This is a genomic window from Marinobacter guineae (assembly GCF_002744735.1).
Lineage (GTDB): Bacteria > Pseudomonadota > Gammaproteobacteria > Pseudomonadales > Oleiphilaceae > Marinobacter > Marinobacter guineae.
The window spans coordinates 1147776-1163918 of record NZ_KZ319340.1 but is presented as its reverse complement, the minus strand read 5'-3'; the positions used below and the strand labels follow the sequence as shown (position 1 = coordinate 1163918).

18 protein-coding genes are annotated in these 16143 nt (G+C 58.1%); 7 read left to right on the top strand and 11 right to left on the bottom strand.

The genetic code is table 11. The annotated features are described in order from the left end of the window. Window positions 1-13: 13 nt before the first annotated feature. Together dut and coaBC are read right to left on the bottom strand one after the other, a co-directional pair. The gene (dut, locus tag CLH62_RS13325) at window positions 14-475 is read right to left on the bottom strand and encodes a dUTP diphosphatase (protein WP_099618620.1); all 462 of its coding nucleotides are present in this window, start codon (window positions 473-475) and stop codon (window positions 14-16) included. Window positions 476-515: 40 nt separating this feature from the next. Next, window positions 516-1715, bottom strand: a complete 1200-nt coding sequence (gene coaBC / locus CLH62_RS13320) for a bifunctional phosphopantothenoylcysteine decarboxylase/phosphopantothenate--cysteine ligase CoaBC (protein WP_099618619.1) — start codon at window positions 1713-1715, stop codon at window positions 516-518. Window positions 1716-1900: 185 nt separating this feature from the next. On the opposite strand from coaBC, the gene radC reads away from it, so the two are divergent. The 3 genes from radC to rpmG all read left to right on the top strand — a co-directional run bounded on the left by radC (window position 1901) and on the right by rpmG (window position 3207). Next, window positions 1901-2575 (top strand): RadC family protein, encoded by a 675-nt coding sequence (gene radC / locus CLH62_RS13315; RefSeq protein WP_099618618.1) that lies wholly within the window; start codon window positions 1901-1903, stop codon window positions 2573-2575. 228 nt (window positions 2576-2803) lie between these two features. Further along, window positions 2804-3040: a 50S ribosomal protein L28 gene (gene rpmB / locus CLH62_RS13310; RefSeq protein ID WP_099618617.1), complete on the top strand. Its 237-nt coding sequence runs from the start codon at window positions 2804-2806 to the stop codon at window positions 3038-3040. 11 nt (window positions 3041-3051) lie between these two features. Next, window positions 3052-3207, top strand: coding sequence for a 50S ribosomal protein L33 (rpmG, locus tag CLH62_RS13305; RefSeq protein WP_008173465.1), 156 nt, complete (start codon window positions 3052-3054; stop codon window positions 3205-3207). Window positions 3208-3276: 69 nt separating this feature from the next. Here rpmG and CLH62_RS13300 read toward each other — a convergent pair whose 3' ends face one another. From CLH62_RS13300 to CLH62_RS13290, 3 genes are all read right to left on the bottom strand, one after another. Next, the gene (locus CLH62_RS13300) at window positions 3277-4137 is read right to left on the bottom strand and encodes an endonuclease/exonuclease/phosphatase family protein (RefSeq protein WP_099618616.1); all 861 of its coding nucleotides are present in this window, start codon (window positions 4135-4137) and stop codon (window positions 3277-3279) included. A 62-nt stretch (window positions 4138-4199) separates the two neighbouring features. Further along, window positions 4200-4835 (bottom strand): thiol:disulfide interchange protein DsbA/DsbL, encoded by a 636-nt coding sequence (locus CLH62_RS13295; RefSeq protein ID WP_099618615.1) that lies wholly within the window; start codon window positions 4833-4835, stop codon window positions 4200-4202. 142 nt (window positions 4836-4977) lie between these two features. Next, entirely contained in the window at window positions 4978-5586 is a 609-nt protein-coding gene (locus CLH62_RS13290; RefSeq protein ID WP_099618614.1) for a c-type cytochrome, read from the bottom strand. 176 nt (window positions 5587-5762) lie between these two features. Here CLH62_RS13290 and yihA point away from each other — a divergent pair, with 176 nt between their 5' ends. Next, window positions 5763-6386: a ribosome biogenesis GTP-binding protein YihA/YsxC gene (yihA, locus tag CLH62_RS13285; RefSeq protein WP_099618613.1), complete on the top strand. Its 624-nt coding sequence runs from the start codon at window positions 5763-5765 to the stop codon at window positions 6384-6386. A gap of 11 nt (window positions 6387-6397) precedes the next feature. Here the strand turns inward: yihA and gntR are convergent, their stop codons facing one another. The 6 genes from gntR to CLH62_RS13255 form a co-directional block, all read right to left on the bottom strand. Next, on the bottom strand, window positions 6398-7396 hold the full coding sequence (gene gntR, locus CLH62_RS13280) for a gluconate operon transcriptional repressor GntR (protein WP_170005801.1): 999 nt from the start codon (window positions 7394-7396) through the stop codon (window positions 6398-6400). Between the two features lie 50 nt (window positions 7397-7446). Beyond that, window positions 7447-7965 (bottom strand): gluconokinase, encoded by a 519-nt coding sequence (locus CLH62_RS13275; RefSeq protein ID WP_099618612.1) that lies wholly within the window; start codon window positions 7963-7965, stop codon window positions 7447-7449. A 1-nt stretch (window position 7966) separates the two neighbouring features. Further along, window positions 7967-9283 (bottom strand): TRAP transporter large permease, encoded by a 1317-nt coding sequence (locus CLH62_RS13270; RefSeq protein ID WP_099618611.1) that lies wholly within the window; start codon window positions 9281-9283, stop codon window positions 7967-7969. Then, window positions 9276-9878, bottom strand: coding sequence for a TRAP transporter small permease subunit (locus CLH62_RS13265; RefSeq protein ID WP_099618610.1), 603 nt, complete (start codon window positions 9876-9878; stop codon window positions 9276-9278). Before CLH62_RS13265 ends, CLH62_RS13270 begins: the two co-directional genes overlap by 8 nt. A 59-nt stretch (window positions 9879-9937) precedes the next feature. After that, window positions 9938-10948 (bottom strand): TRAP transporter substrate-binding protein, encoded by a 1011-nt coding sequence (locus CLH62_RS13260; protein ID WP_099618609.1) that lies wholly within the window; start codon window positions 10946-10948, stop codon window positions 9938-9940. Window positions 10949-11250: 302 nt separating this feature from the next. Then, on the bottom strand, window positions 11251-11937 hold the full coding sequence (locus CLH62_RS13255) for a TetR/AcrR family transcriptional regulator (RefSeq protein WP_099618608.1): 687 nt from the start codon (window positions 11935-11937) through the stop codon (window positions 11251-11253). A 194-nt stretch (window positions 11938-12131) separates the two neighbouring features. Between CLH62_RS13255 and CLH62_RS13250 the strand changes: the two genes are divergently transcribed. The 3 genes from CLH62_RS13250 to CLH62_RS13240 all read left to right on the top strand — a co-directional run bounded on the left by CLH62_RS13250 (window position 12132) and on the right by CLH62_RS13240 (window position 15912). After that, the gene (locus CLH62_RS13250; protein WP_099618607.1) at window positions 12132-13577 is read left to right on the top strand and encodes a coniferyl aldehyde dehydrogenase; all 1446 of its coding nucleotides are present in this window, start codon (window positions 12132-12134) and stop codon (window positions 13575-13577) included. A gap of 76 nt (window positions 13578-13653) precedes the next feature. After that, the gene (locus CLH62_RS13245; RefSeq protein ID WP_099618606.1) at window positions 13654-14292 is read left to right on the top strand and encodes a hypothetical protein; all 639 of its coding nucleotides are present in this window, start codon (window positions 13654-13656) and stop codon (window positions 14290-14292) included. Between the two features lie 27 nt (window positions 14293-14319). Then, entirely contained in the window at window positions 14320-15912 is a 1593-nt protein-coding gene (locus CLH62_RS13240) for a GMC family oxidoreductase (RefSeq protein ID WP_099618605.1), read from the top strand. Window positions 15913-16143: the final 231 nt, after the last annotated feature.

The following is a 16143-nucleotide window of genomic DNA, read 5'->3' as shown; positions in this document are numbered from 1 at the left end:
GCCGGCTTCCCAATCACCGGGTGCCGGTGGAACCAAAGCCGCCCTCTCCCCGAACACTGGTGTCGAACTCGGCAACCACTTCAAAATCGGCCTGAACCACCGGAACCAGCACCAGCTGTGCCAGCCGCTCGCCGACATCCACGGTAAAGCTGGTGCGCCCACGGTTCCAGCAGGAAACCATCAGTTCACCCTGGTAATCGGAATCAATCAGCCCCACGAGGTTGCCCAGCACAATCCCGTGCTTGTGGCCAAGACCGCTGCGGGGCAGGATCATGGCCGCCAGAGACGGGTCAGCAATGTGAATAGAAAGCCCGGTTCTGATCAGCTGCGTATCGCCCGGCTCCAGAGTCAGCGGCTCATCAAGACAAGCCCGCAGATCAAGGCCCGCAGATCCTTCGGTGGCATACTCGGGAAAGGGTATCTGGTTGCCAATTCGGTCATCCAGAATGCGTACCTGAAGATTTTTCCTGCTCATGAAAGATCCTGTTTATTGAGAGCTCGTGCCCGACACTGTATCAGCGGGCAACCTCGCCAAGATGGTCGCCAATCATTGCCATGAGACGCCGGGCAATGTTCGTTTTACTGTCTGGCCCCATAGACTCATTACCGCCGGGCCAGAACACCGTTACCGCGTTATTGTCACTGTTGAAACCCAAGCCGGGAGCCGAGACATCATTGGCCACGATCATGTTGAGCTTTTTGCGTTGCATTTTCTCGGTGGCATAGCGCTCGACATCGGCTGTCTCCGCTGCGAAGCCCACGGTAAACGGTGCATCGGTACGCCCGGCGATCGTCGCCAGGGTATCGGGATTGCGTACCAGCGAGAGCGACATGGCTTCACTGGATTTCTTGATCTTGTCGCCCGCGCAGTTTTCCGGCCGGTAGTCGGCCACCGCCGCGGTAGCAATAAACAGGTCACACCCCTCATCCACCGCCCGGGAGGCTTCGCGCAACATATCCTGTGCCGTTAACACACCGCGCACCTCTACTCCAGCAGGTGCAGGAAGGGTAACCGGACCGCTGACCAGAACCACATGGGCACCCGCGGCACGGGCTGCGCTGGCCAGGGCGTAGCCCATTTTTCCGGAGCTGTGGTTACTGATGTAACGGACCGGATCAATGGGTTCGCGAGTGGGACCTGCAGTGATTACCACCCGCTTGCCGGTCAGCGCTGTACCGTTTCCGGCGTCCAGAAGACCAAGGATCGACTCAGGCTCCAGCATCCGGCCGGGACCAGTATCGCCACAGGCCTGCTCGCCCTGATCGGGGCCCCACACCTCAACCTGCGGATCTTCCTCAAGCAGCCGGATATTTCTCTGGGTGCGGGCATTGCCCCACATGGCCTGGTTCATCGCCGGCACCACCGCGATGGGCGCCTCGGTTGCGCAACACACGGTGGTGAGCAGATCGTCTGCCATACCCTGGGCAAAGCGGGCGATGAAATCCGCGGACGCCGGGGCGACGATCAACTGATCGGCCCATTTGGCCAACTCAATATGACCCATGCCCGCTTCTGCCTCGGGATCCAGCAGGGAGGTACGTACCGGCTCGCCACTGAGCGCCTGGAACGTCAGCGGTGTCACAAAGGCTTCGGCGCCACGGGTCATGACCACCCTGACCTCATGCCCCGCTTTCTTCAGCAGGCGCACCAGTTCGGCACTCTTGTAGGCGGCGATACCACCGGTCACTCCCAAAAGGATTCGTCTGGCGGCCATAGGGGCTCCGTTTCCACATAAAAAGAAAGGCTTATAAGATAGCATGCTCCGGCGGCACCGACAGCCCGCAGACACTGAACATACGTTTACCGATTGTTACTTTTTAAAGTAACCTTTGTAACCCTGAGACCACTGTCTCGGTGCAGGAAGCACCCGATCACAAAACCCAATGCAAGGAAGCCCATATGACAGACCCCGCCTGGCCCACGGACGAACGTCCGAGGGAGCGCCTGCTCGCCCATGGCGCGCAAACCCTCTCCGATGCCGAACTACTCGCCATTTTTCTTCGCACCGGGACCACCGGCATGCCGGTCATGTCACTGGCCCGCTACCTGGTTGATGAATTTTCCGGGCTTCGGGGCCTGTTGACGGCCTCCCGCCGCCAGTTCTGTGAGGTAAAAGGCCTGGGAACCGCCAAATACGCCCAAGTTCAGGCGGCGATGGAAATGGCCCGCCGGGTCATGGACGAACCACTTCGCCAGGGCGATCCTCTGCGCTCGCCGGAAGACACCCGCCGGTTTCTGACCAGTCGCCTGGGCACCTACCCTCACGAGGTATTTGCCGGCCTGTTCCTCGACAACCGCCACCGGGTCATCCAGTACCGGGAACTGTTCCGGGGCACCATCGACGGCGCCGCCGTGTATCCCCGGGAGGTGGTGCGACAGGCGTTGGAGGACAACGCAGCGGCGGTTATTTTCGCACATAACCACCCATCGGGCGTAGCAGAGCCCAGCCAGGCCGACATTTCCCTGACCCGACGCCTTAAGGAAGCCCTTGGTCTGGTGGATATCAGGGTTCTTGACCATATGGTTGTGGGCCACGGTGAGGTAATATCTCTGGCTGAACGGGGTTTGATGTAAAGCCTGGCGTGAGATAGTGAACGTCAATGCCAGAAAATTGGCCAAATTCCCAACAATTTTTTGCGTTGGGGGGCGGGTTCTGGTATAAAAGCGTCCCTTTCTGGCGGCGTCTGGCGAGCAGCCTTCAGTTTAGAGGCGCGAATGGGAGCCTGACAGTTCCCTAGCAACCAGAGACGCATTAAAAACGAATTCGTATTATTGAGACCATTGCTCAGGTCGGAGGCAAGTATGTCCAGAGTTTGTCAGGTTACCGGTAAGCGTCCGGTATCCGGTAACAACGTATCCCATGCGATGAACCACACTCGTCGTCGTTTTCTGCCGAATCTGCAGAACCATCGTTTCTGGGTTGAAACCGAGAAGCGTTTCGTGAAGCTGCGTGTATCCACCAAGGGAATGCGCATCATCGATAAAAAAGGCATTGACGCTGTGCTGGCCGATCTTCGTGCCCGCGGCGAGAAATTTTAAGGAGCCGCATCATGCGCGAGAAAATCAAGCTGGTATCATCAGCAGGCACTGGTCACTTCTACACGACCAAAAAGAACAAGCGTAACACTCCGGAAAAAATCGAGATCAAAAAGTACGATCCGGTTGTCCGCAAGCACGTTGCGTACAAGGAAGCCAAGATCAAGTAAATCCTGATCCGGCATCCACAAAAAAGCCCGGTCGATGTGCCGGGCTTTTTTGTGGGCTTATAACCTCCCTCAGAATTTCTCCAGATACCCCTCCGGCAACGCCACATCCATAGCGATGGGAAGATGATCCGACATCGGATAACTGACCACCTCCGCGCGCCGGATTTCCAGGGACGGGCTCACCAGAATATGATCCAGGGCCTTCTCCGGTCGCCAACTGGGGAAACTGTGGGCGGTATCCGGCAGAGGCACCAGATTGGTCTCTTTCAGAGGTGTCTGAGTCAGCAAGTGTTCAGCGTGGGCATTCATGTCCCCCATAAGAACCACATGCTGGTAGTCCGCAATCAGCTCCCGGATATAGCCCAACTGTCGTTGCTGGGCCGCCTTACTCAGGGAAAGGTGCATTAACACCAGCACCAGCGGATCATGCTCGGTTCCATAGCGGGCAATGATGGCGCCTCGGCCTGGTATCAGCCCCGGTAGTTTGTGCTCGGTCACATCCAGCGGCCGATATCGGCTGAGCAGACCGTTACTGTGCTGGGCGATCTGGCCGAGATTGCGGTTCAACTGCTGATGCCAGTAAGGAATGCCTGCCGCCTCGGCCAAATACTGCACCTGATTGATGTAGCCGCTGCGAAGACTGCCACCGTCGCATTCCTGCAAGGCCACCACATCGTAGTTACGCAGCAATGACGCAATGCGATCCAGGTTCTCGATGCGGTTTCGGTGGGGCAGGAAATGCTGCCAGCTACGGGTAAGGTAATGACGGTAAGAGGAGGTATTGATACCCACCTGAATGTTGAAGGTCAGCAGGCGAATGTAACGGTGTGGTTCGAATTCCGGCACATGTTCGGTTCCGGAACAGGCACCCCGGGGCCCGCCGGAAGGCCGCAGGATGCCATTCAACTGCTTTCGGATATGCTTGTACATAATGGCGGTCTCAACCAGCCAGCTGCCCTCGGTATTCGGGCTTCAGTCCAAATAATGAGGCCCTATTCGGCGCCCTCGTGCTCTTTGGCAACAAGGTAGTCCAGCACTTCCAGGACAGCTTCATGGCTGCCGGCCAGGGATGCACTGGTCCTGTACTTGCCATTTACCAGCATAGTCGGTGTTCCGGTGACCCGCGCACCACGGATCTTGGCCTGGGCCTTCTGCATCAATGCATTCACGCCAAAGCTTTTGTAATTGGTAAGAAACTCGTCCCGATCCACACCGTACTCCGCAACGAAATCAGCCAGGGCTTCCGGCGTATTCAGCGGGCGGCGCTCGCCGGCGAGGGCATCAAACAGGGCATCGTGAACCTTGTCCAGCTCACCCATGGCCTGCAGGGCATAGAAGGCATAGGCATGGGGCTCCCAGCTCCGCCCGAGAGCAGCAGGAATTTTGACAAAATTGACGTAATCCGGCGCATTGGCCTCCCAGTTCTCAATCAGTGGCTTGAAGTTGTAGCAATGCGGGCAGCCGTACCAGAATACTTCCGCCACCTCGACCCCTGACTGACTGTTTGTAGGCACAGGTGTATCCAGACGCTCGTAATGCGTACCTTCCTTCCACTCTGCTGCACTGGCGAAGCCAGACACAGACAGAACCAATAGAAGCAGGAAGGCGGTTCTGAAAGATCGAAACATGGAAAATCTCCGGTTATTTGAATGTCGTTATAGAAGGATTATGACCCAGCGAACCCGATTAGTTCCACACGCCTGCAGTTACAGTATCGAAAGGGACAAAAAACCCCGCACGAGGCGGGGTTTTTTGCGCACACCCAGTGGATCAGTTCAGACCGGAAATGTAGCTGGAAACCGCTTCGATTTCAGCGTCCGTCAGCTTTGACGCCACATCCATCATGATGGCAGCATTGGCACCGGCGTTGCGGGCGCCGTCACGGTATGCTTTGAGCTGTTTGGTCACGTACTCGGCGTTCTGGCCACCCAGAGCCGGGTAACCACCTGGCTCGTTGCCGCTGCCCCGAGGATTATGACAACCGGCACAGGCCGGAACACCAGTGGCCATGTTGCCACCACGGTACAGTGCCGCGCCCTCATCAACCAGATCCGGATTTGCCTGGCTGACAATCATGTCCTGATTGTCAAAATAGGCTGCCAGATCCAGCAGTTCCTGTTCTGACCGGTTATCCAGCAGGCCGGTCATTTCCGGAATGACTCGATCACCCGCCTTGATGGCCACCAGCTGGTTATAAAGATACTTTTCGCCCAGACCGGACAGCTTCGGGTAAACACCCATAATCGGCTTCTGGCCACCCTGGCCATGACAACCGGCACATACTGCTGCGTTCTGTTCGCCTGCCTGAGGATCTCCTGCCCCGTGAGCCACCGCTGTAAGGGCAACACCGAGAACAACTCCTGCGATCAGTTTTTTCATGCTCGCTCCGCTTCTCTCATCTTTTAAGGGTATTCTTCGTTGTGCAGCCGGCAGGCGCTGACCAGTCAGGCTCAAAACCGGGGCTGACAGCGGTCGCGCGCAGCGCGCCGCCCGGAATTGGTGTAGCATTATACATTAATCCCTGATAACTGAAATCCAAAGGAAAGCCAACCGCTGTGGACCCTGATCTGACTCAAAAAACCGTCTCTTTTAACAGCGCCCGTTTCCTGGTCAGCGCCTCCCGTCTGGACGAATGCCCACCGGACATCGGCGCGGAAGTTGCCTTTGCTGGCCGCTCCAACGCCGGCAAGTCCAGCGCACTCAACGCCATTACCGTGAATGGCAAACTCGCGAGAACCAGCAAAACCCCCGGCCGCACCCGCCTGATCAACTTCTTCTCCCTCAACCGGGAGCAGTGTCGCCTGGTGGATCTGCCCGGGTATGGTTATGCCAAGGTCTCCAGAGACATGAAGGATGACTGGCAAAAACATCTGGGGCATTACCTGAACGACCGTCGCTGCCTGCGTGGACTGGTTCTGGTGATGGATATCCGCCACCCGTTGACCGATTTCGACCAAATGATGGTGGAATGGTGCGAGCATAACAACCTTCCGCTGATGATTCTGGCCACCAAGGCCGACAAACTGAAGTTTGGCCAGGCCAAAACCGCCATGATGGGTATTGCCAAAAACCTGGAGGCGTTCACCTGTGTGCAACACCTGATCATGTTCTCTGCGACCTCAAAACGCGGCGTTGATGAATGCCGGGAGGCACTGACGGACTGGCTGGAAGTCGTTTAACCGGAGACCGTTTAGAGGGTTCCACCGGGCTCGATCCGATAACCAAGGTCGATGAATCGTTCACCGATAGCAGCCCCGGAAAGGCGAGCGATCAGGGCCTGGGCTGCTCGCTGGCCCACCTGCTCCCGCGGCGTGATCACACTGGCCAGTGTCGGTACCATTACCTGGCCAACATCGTGGCCGTGGAAGCCGGCGATGGCGATCTGCCCGGGCACTGGAATGCCCCGCCGCTGACATTCGAAAAAGGCGCCAATGGCCACGTCGTCGTTGGTGCAGAAGATAGCGTCGGTGTCCGGCGCTTCGGTGAGGATGCGCTCCAGCAATGTGGCGCCAACGCTGAATGAAGAACGCTGTTCGCTTCGCAACGTAACCGGGGGCAGTCCCTGCTCCTCCATCGCCCGGGTGTAACCTTCCTGGCGTTGCAGCGTACGGGCATCCAGCCGGACCGCCAGGTACACCACACGGCGGCGGCCGCGACGAATCATTTCCCGCACCATGTCGTAGGCCGCGAGTACGTTGTCAAAGCCCACGGCCTGCTCAAAGGGCGGCGTGTGGGTATCCATGATTTCCACCGTCGGAACGCCGGCGGTCCCCAGCATCCGAAGGGTTCGATCAGTGTGCTGGCTCTCAGACAGAATAACGCCGTCGACGTTGTACGACAGAAGCGACGCCAGACTTCGTTCTTCCACCTCCCGGCTGTAACCATAGTGGGCCAGCATCAGGTGATAGCCGGCTGGCTCGGTGACCGATTCGATGCCCTTGATGACATCGGCGAAGACCTGGTTGGTCAGGGATGGCAGCAACACCCCGATGGCGTGGCTGGTGGACTTGGACAACAGATCGGGCGCCCGGTTCGGGATATAACCCAGAGCTTCGGCTTCGGCGAAAATCCGCTCTCGCATGTGCTCGGACACATTATCGCCGCCCCGAAGGCACCGACTCACGGTCATTTTCGTGGCACCGACCCGATCGGCAATATCCTGCAATGTGGGGCGTTTCTTCTTCACCATTCGGTTTCCTGGTAACAATCAGGGCTCCATCATACGCGAGCACTCGCCATTCAGCTTTCCCCAGTCCGGTCCGGAGCGCCCAGGGCTGACAGGCAACGCTCGACAATCCGGTCCGGCAGTTCGGAGACATCCACGGTAATCGCCCCCTCGTCCGGTTCCGGCTCCTGCAGGGCACGGAACTGGCTTTCGAGCATGGTTCGACCGTTGAAATAGTGGTCCTCACGACTTGAGTGCCGGGACCAGATGGTATCCATATCGCCCCTGAGGTAGACAAACTGCAGCGACGGATTGCCCGCCCGCAGCCGGTCACGGTAGGCCCGCTTCAGGGCGGAACACGCCAGTACAAGCCCCTTCTGCTCAACCCGGACCAGCTCCGCAAGATCGTCCAGCCAGCCACTGCGATCAGCATCGGTCAACGGAACTCCACTGGCCATCTTGGCCACATTGGCCTGGCTGTGGAAGTCGTCGGCGTCGAAAAACGGCACTTCAAGGCGTTCCGCCAACCGGGTGCCAATCAGACTCTTGCCACAACCGGACACGCCCATGACGATGACTTTGCAAACACTCATGTTATTGCCACCACAATGCCAGTTGCGGGAACGCGATCAGCAGGGCAAGCGCGACAATCTGCAGAGCAATAAACGGCAACAGCGACTGGAAGATCTCTCCCAGGGTGATGTCTTTCGGCGTCACCGTTTTCAGGTAGAACGCCGCCGGGCCAAAGGGTGGAGACAGGAAGGACACCTGCATGTTCATGCAGAACACCACACCGAACCAGATCGGACTGTAGCCCAGCTCCGTCACGATAGGCACAAAAATCGGCATGGTCAGCAGAGCCACGCCGACCCAATCCAGGAACATCCCCAGAATCAGCAGGATCAGCATCATGAACAGGATGGTGGTCAGCCCATCGCCGCCACTGACAGCAAAGACCATCTCGCGGACGAACTCTATCCCGCCCATCAGGTTGTAAACGCCAACCAGGGCGGTGGCGCCAATGCCGATCCAGATGATCATGCCACACACCCGCAGGGTGCTGATGGTAGCCTTGCGTACCATGGGCAGAGACAGCTCGCCACGAATCCAGGTACTGATGGCAATGCCCATCACACCCAGAGCCGACGCCTCGGTGACCGAAGCCACCCCGCCATAGATGCTGCCCAACACCACCACCACCGAGAGAATCGGAAACAGCAGGGCCTTGAAAAAGTTCGGCGCCGGGGCGTCCGGCTGGTCGTCATCCGAGGGAATGGGAGCCATCTCCGGCTTCAGCCAGACCCTGACCAGCACGTAGCTCATGTAGAGCAACGCCAGGATCAAGGCCGGGAGGAACGCGCCCTTGAACAGGTCACCAATAGAGACGTTCGCGGTCAGACCATAGATGATCAGGACAATACTCGGTGGCAACATGGTGCCTAACGCACCACCGGCACAGGTGGTACCAATGGCCAGTTTGCGGTCGTAACCCAGGCGCAGCATCTGCGGCAGGGCCAGAATGCCCAGCAACACGGTTTCGCCGCCAATCACGCCTGACATGGACGCCAGGATCACCGCCACCACCAGGGTCTGGAGGGCGACACCGCCACGCAGTTTCCGGCCAAAGCGGGCCATGGCATCAAACAGGTCCCGGGCGATGCCGGAGTGATCCAACAGGGATGCCATCAACACGAACATCGGCACCGCCAGAAAAACGTAGTTGCCTATAAAGCTGTATAGGCGACTGCTGACAATCGGCAGTGCGTCCACACCAAACCAGCCCAGGGCAAAGACCAGTGCTACCAGACCCGTGGCGAAAGCCAGTTGCATGCCGGTCAACAACAGCACAATCAGCATCAGCAGCATCAGCAGGCTGCCATAGCCAATCCCGAGAGAAGCCAGCTCAAACATCGTCATTCTCCCTTGGTGGTGCCGGATGGCGTAGATCACGAATCAGATGCAGGACAAACTGCAGGGTCATGATGACGATGGCCACCAGAATGATCACTTTCAGAAAGGCGGGAAACGGCGGATTCCAGGCCGACCCCGAGGTCTCCAGGCGCCAGCCACCCCATGGCGCACGAACGGCGCCTTTGGCCATGAACCAGCTGGCGTAGAGCATCATGCTGCAGAACGCCAGCCCGAACAGGTGGTGAACCACACGAAGCCAGCGCTGGACCTGTGGCGACACTGCGTCGTAAATCAGCACAATACGCACGTGCCGGTCGGTCGCCAGGGCATAGAGCCCACCGAGCACGAACAGGGTGGCACCGGCGAAAGTAACCGTTTCATGTACCCAGAGTGTCGGTGAGTCGAACACGTACCGCTGTACGATCTCATAGAACGACACTAGAACGATCGCGGCGAACACCAGGCTCAGCCTCTTGCCCAGCCAGACGATTGCCCGGTCGAGGCGGGTAAAACCGACATCCTCGTCGGATTCGGGCAGCAGATCACCATGGTCCGGATTGCGCTCCGGCCCGGAGGAAAGCTTTGCAGCAGACATAATGAACTCCGCACCGGGCAAGCCTCGCCTGCCCGGTTACTGGTTGCTGGGCATCGTCCTCAAAGCAGGCCCTGGGATTCCAGGTAGCCGGTCACGGACTGATAGACTTTTTCAGCGTTCGGGGATTGCTCGGCGTAGATTTCCCACTGATCGCGGGCAATGGTCCGGAACTTCCGGCGTTCCTCGGCCGACCAGTCATGCACGGTAATATCGGGGTTGGCCCGGGCTTCCTTGACGGCCTTCTTGTCCGCCATGGCCAGCTGGGTGCTGATGTCCTGGGCAAAGTCCCGCGCCGAGACGGTCATGATGGCCTGAATGTCCTCCGGGAGTTTTTCCCAGTCTTTCAGGTTCATGGCAATTTCGATCAGGGGCAGGGAATGGAAGCCCGGATACACCGGATGCGCCGCAATCTCATGCAGGCCGGCTTCATGGTTGGTGGAAAACACCGTGTAATCGGCGGCATCAATCACGCCCTTGCTCAGAGCGGTGTAGACCTCGGAACCCGGCAGATTTACCGGAGCCGCCCCGGCGGCAGCAAACACGGACTGCACCAGGCCCTCTGGTGCCCGCATCTTGAGGCCTTTCAGGTCTTCGACACCATCCAGGGGTTTCTTCGAGACAAATGATTCAAGGCCGGTACCACCGCCACCAACAAACTTCACACCGTAGGGTGCATAGAGCTCGTTCATCAACTCATAGCCACCACCGTAGTAGATGTAATCAATGAGCTGGTCCGGGCTGGACCAGGCACCCACGGTATTGCCAATGAGTCCGAACGCGGGGTCCTTGCCGGAGAAGTAGCCGGTCACGGACACATGACCATCAAGGACACCCATTTTCATGGCGCCGAGGGTTTCGGTGTGACTGACCACGCTGCCCACGGGCAGCAGATCAATGGCAACGCGGCCGCCGGTCATTTCCTCTACGCGGTCAGCCCACTCCTGCTGGATCTCGAAATTCTTGACACCGGAGGGGTCGGAAGACTGGAACTTGAAGGTGTAGTCCGCAGCAAAGGCGTTGAAAGCAAACGTAGCTGACAACAAGCCAGCAGCGAGTCTGGTCGGGAACATAATCGGGTCTCCTGATTGTTGTTGTGCCGGCGCATGTTACCGGTAACATAGTCAGCGTATCGAATTCGGAAACCACTTACAAGGGCGTTTTTTGATCAATGAACAGAAGCAGAAACGGCGGGATAAAAAAACCGGCCTACCAATAAGCAGACCGGTGAAACGTCAGGGTTTGCGACGTGCTAAAACCTGAGAACTCACTCAGGAGACGCAAGGAATGTCCGAATTCCTAACGTCTTTCCCTTTGAGAGAGGTATTCGAAGAAAGTTCCAGAGAAGATCATTTTTTGATCATCTCTTCGGCTTTCACTTACACGATGCTGCATTTTCACTCGCCAAATTGATCTCAGGAAGCGATGGCCGGTACTTTTCTCTCAGAGCCATCACCTGATCACGATAGGCCGGCGTCAGGTAGGGAATCTCAAGGGTAAGCACCTGGTAGATCCCCTGCTTGAGTTCGGTCAGCGTCAGGCAGGCCGATTCCTCAGCCGCATGGGCCGTTTTCAGGAACGCCATCCAGTTGGTGATCACCAGCCAGACATTCAACGACATGGCCGCACGCAGGTCATCTTCCTGGGGTTCAATAATTCCGGCGTCCGCCAGCTTCTCAAAGATGCGACTGATCGACGCCAGACAGCGATTGGTGAACTCCCGGTAGTCCTGGCGCAGGCGCTGGTCGCCATCCAGCAGGTACTCCAGATCGCGGTGAAAGAACCGGTAACTCCAAAGCCCATCAAAAACCGACTCAAGGTAGAACGTCATATCATCAAGTGTCATGGCCCGGTCTTCCGGGATATCCAGGTAGAAATCCACAAGCTTTTCGTATTCCAGGAAGATCTCGTAGATGATGTCCGACTTGTTGCGGAAATGGTAATAGAGGTTGCCCGGCGAAATCGCCAGGTGAGCCGCGATATGGTTGGTGGTGACGTTGCGCTCGCCCCGCTCGTTGAACAGCTCCAGGCTGGAGAGCAGTATCTTGTCTCTTGTTTTCATACACCCTTCGGCGTTTGTTGTTGTTCAGGTCACAGATGGCCCGATTCGCCAGCCACCTTCGCTTGACTCACTAGAGTATATACTCTAATAATACCCTCAGACGCAAATTGAACACTTTTTCGCCAGCCGTTCAACGCCCTGAATAACAGGCTGCCGACTGAAACCAGATTGGCGCCACACGAGGAGAGAGCACCATGGGAGCCACCGTCGTCCAGCTCACTGAGAGCAAGAAACAGATCCAGCATACCCACCGGGTGCTCGAGGATCAGAAGAAGGCGTTCCGCAACAACCCCATGCCTTCCCTCACCGAACGGCAGGAGAACCTGAAACGCCTCAAGCGTGTGCTGCTGAGCAACCAGGACCGACTTCTGGATGCCATTGACCGCGATTTCAGCTGCCGCTCCAGGGACGAGTCCCTGATCGCGGAGGTAATGCCCTCAATCCAGGGCATCAATTACACCCTCAAAAATCTCAGTGGCTGGATGAAGCCGTCAAAACGCCACGTTTCGATTCTGTTCCAGCCGGCCAGTAACAAGGTTCACTACCAGCCCAAGGGCGTGGTCGGCGTGATCGTACCCTGGAACTACCCGCTGTACCTGGCCGTGGGGCCACTGGTGGCTTCACTGGCAGCGGGCAACCGCACCATGATCAAGATGTCGGAATACACCCCCCACACCTCGGCATTGTTCAAGGAACTGATCGAAGCCAGCTTCCCGGAGGATCTGGTGTCGGTGATCAATGGCGAGGCCGACGTGGCGGCAGACTTTTCGTCACGTCCGTTTAATCATCTGCTGTTCACCGGGTCCACATCCGTGGGCAAGCTGGTCATGAAGGCGGCAGCCGAGAACCTGACGCCGGTGACTCTTGAGCTGGGCGGTAAATCGCCGGCGATCGTGTCACCGGATGTGCCGATGGAGGATGCCGCCCAGCGGATTGCCTTCGGTAAGGCATTCAATGCGGGGCAGACCTGCGTGGCCCCGGATTATGTGCTCTGCCCGGCCGATCGGATTCAGGCTTTTGTGGACGAGTTCCGGGCCCGTTTCTCAGAAATGTATCCAAGTCTGCGGGATAATGATGACTACACGGCGATTATCAATGAGCGCCAGTACGATCGCCTGCAGGGTTATCTGGAGGATGCCCGGGAGAAGGGTGCGGAGTTGGTGGAGATCAATCCGGCCCGGGAGAATATGAAGGATGGAACCCGTAAGATTCCGGTGACGCTGGTTCTGAAAACCACGCCGGATATGAAGCTGATGCAGGATGAGATCTTCGGGCCGATTCTGCCGGTGGTGAGTTATGGCGGTCTGGATGAGGCCATCCATTACATCAACGACCGTCCTCGGCCGCTGGCGCTGTATTTCTTCGGTTATGACAAGTCGCAACAGCAGCATGTTGTGGATAACACCCACTCGGGCGGTATGTGCATCAATGATGCGCTGATGCATGTGGCTCAGGATGACCTGCCATTTGGTGGTATCGGGGATTCCGGCATGGGGCATTACCATGGCCGCGAGGGTTTCCTGACTTTCTCTCATCACCGGGCTATTTTTACCAAGCAGAAGTTCAACAGCGGCAAGTTTGTTTATGCGCCCCATGGAACGGCGGCACACAAGATGGTTTATAAGCTGTTTATTCGCTAGATCCCGGCTTTGGGAGTCTGTCGAGGGCTGGGGTCACTTTCCCTGCCCTCAATAAAATAAAAATGAGAAGCCATCCATGCACGAACCAAATCCCCATAACTCACGCCAGTCTCAATTCCCTGATCTGGACCGCCGAAGCTTTCTGAAAACCGGGCTCGGCGGAGCCCTGTTTCTGGGTACTGTCAGTGTCACCGCCGGGCTGAGCGGTTGTGCCACGCGGCCGGCCGGCAGGTTGAGTGCCGTCGGCACCCGGATGGACGCCAGCTATCAGTTCCGGTTTCTGAACCGGGATGACATCACCCTGTTCGAGGCACTGCTGCCGGCCATGATTGGTCCGGGGTTGCCGGAGCAGCCGCAGGCCCGGAATATCGCCATCGCCGGGACGATTGAACGTATTGATGCCGGGATCCTCAATTTCGGGCCAGCCAATCAGAAGGAGCTGCGCCGGCTGTTCGATCTGCTCAACTTCGGGCTGACCCGGGTGACCATTGCCCGGGTCTGGTCAAACTGGCCGAATGTGACCACCACGGAGGCCGATGCGTTTCTGGAGCGCTGGCGCACCAGCAGTATTGGCCTGTTCAACAACGGCTACATTGCCCTCACCAAGGTCAGCAACGTGGCGTTTTATGGTCATCGGGATTTCTGGCATCTGTCGGGTTATCCCGGGCCGCCAAAACAGGCGGTCGATGCCCTGCCACAATTTAACAACGCCTGATTGCCAGCTGATCTGACGGAGCCAACCATGTCATTAACCGATCGTATTGCCCAAGGCCTGGAATCGGGCTGGAAAGTCACCGACGGTGCCAGCCTCACCGGGAACCTGACCACGGAAGCGGACGTTGTCGTTGTCGGAACCGGCGCCGGTGGTGGCACCACCGCGGAAATTCTCGCCCGAAACGGGTTGTCCGTGATTCTTGTGGAAGAAGGCAGGCTGTATTACCAGAAAGACTTCAAGATGGACGAGCTGACCTCCTATGCCAACCTGTACCAGGAGGGTATGAGCCGGGTCACCCGGGACGGCGCCATTGCCATCCTGCAGGGGCGCTGCGTGGGCGGCTCCACGACCGTCAACTGGACCAGCAGTTTCCGCACGCCGGAGGCCACCCTGAATTACTGGGCCGACCAGTTCGGTCTGGACGATCTCCGACCGGCGGCCATGGCGCCCTGGTTCAACGGCCGGGAGGAACGACACAACGTTGCCCTTTGGCAGGTCGACCCAAACGTCAACAACGACATCTTGCGCCAGGGCTGCGAGAAGCTTGGCTACAGCTGGAAGATTATCCCCCGCAACGTCAAAGGCTGCTGGAATCTGGGCTACTGCGGCGTCGGCTGCCCAACCAACGCAAAACAGGGTGCGCTGATGACCACCATCCCTGGCGCCCTGGACAACAACGCCCGACTGTTCCACAGCCTGAGGGCCGACAAACTGGTGATGAACCAGGACCGGATCGACCACCTCCAGGCCACGGCCTTCGCCAGCGACGGCATTACACCAACGGGAGTTACCGTAACGCTGAAAGCCAGACACTTCGTCGTTGCTGCCAGCGCCATCGGCTCGCCAGGCCTGCTGTTACGATCGGATATTCCGGACCCCCACCAGCGTATCGGCAAACGCTCCTTCATCCATCCGGTCAATGCCTCCGTCGCCCAGATGCCCCAACGGGTTGACCCGTTCTACGGCGCACCACAGTCCATCTACTCCGACGAATTCAACTTCCGCAACGGCGTCGACGGGCCCGTCGGCTACAAACTGGAAGTACCACCACTTCACCCCGGCATGTCCAGCGGCGTGATACCCGGCCACGGTGAAACCCAGATCAACAACATGACCGGCCTGCCCCACATGCAGTCGGTCATTGCCCTGCTCCGGGATGGCTTCCACCCCGAAAGCCCCGGCGGCACCGTTTCATTGCGCGACGACGGCAGCCCGGTACTGGATTACCCGGTCACGGACTATCTCTGGACCGGCCTGCGGGAAGCCTTCCACACCATGGTAGAAATCCAGTTCGCCGCCGGCGCCGAAAAAGTCCGCCTGATGCACCTGGATTCCAACTGGTACCACACCCTGGCCGATGCCAAAGCCGCCATCAACCGACTCCCCATGGAACCCCACCGCGTCCGTCTGTTCACCGCCCACCAGATGGGTGGTTGCGGTATGGGCATCAACCCTGAGAACTCCGTAGTCAACAGCTTCGGCGAACACCACCATGTCAGCAACCTCAGCGTCCACGACGCCTCGGTTTTCCCGACCAGCATCGGCGCCAATCCGCAGTTGTCGGTGTATGCGCTTTCGGCACGAAACAGCTCACGCCTGGCAAACAAACTGGTCAACTAACGACCACTCCATCCAGATCGGGGCGGCCTGCAACTGCGCACGCCGGGTCGATCGGGTGGGGCTTTCCGGAAATGTGCGGAGCCATGGATGGCGGAGCCAAGCGCACATGGATGTGCTCGTAGCGGTTTCCGGAAAGCCCCACCCGGTTGGCCCCGCCCCGAGGTTAATTCACCCACTGCAAAGTCCCGGAATCCCCCTCCGGCAACTACAGAACAACCAGGAATGCTGATA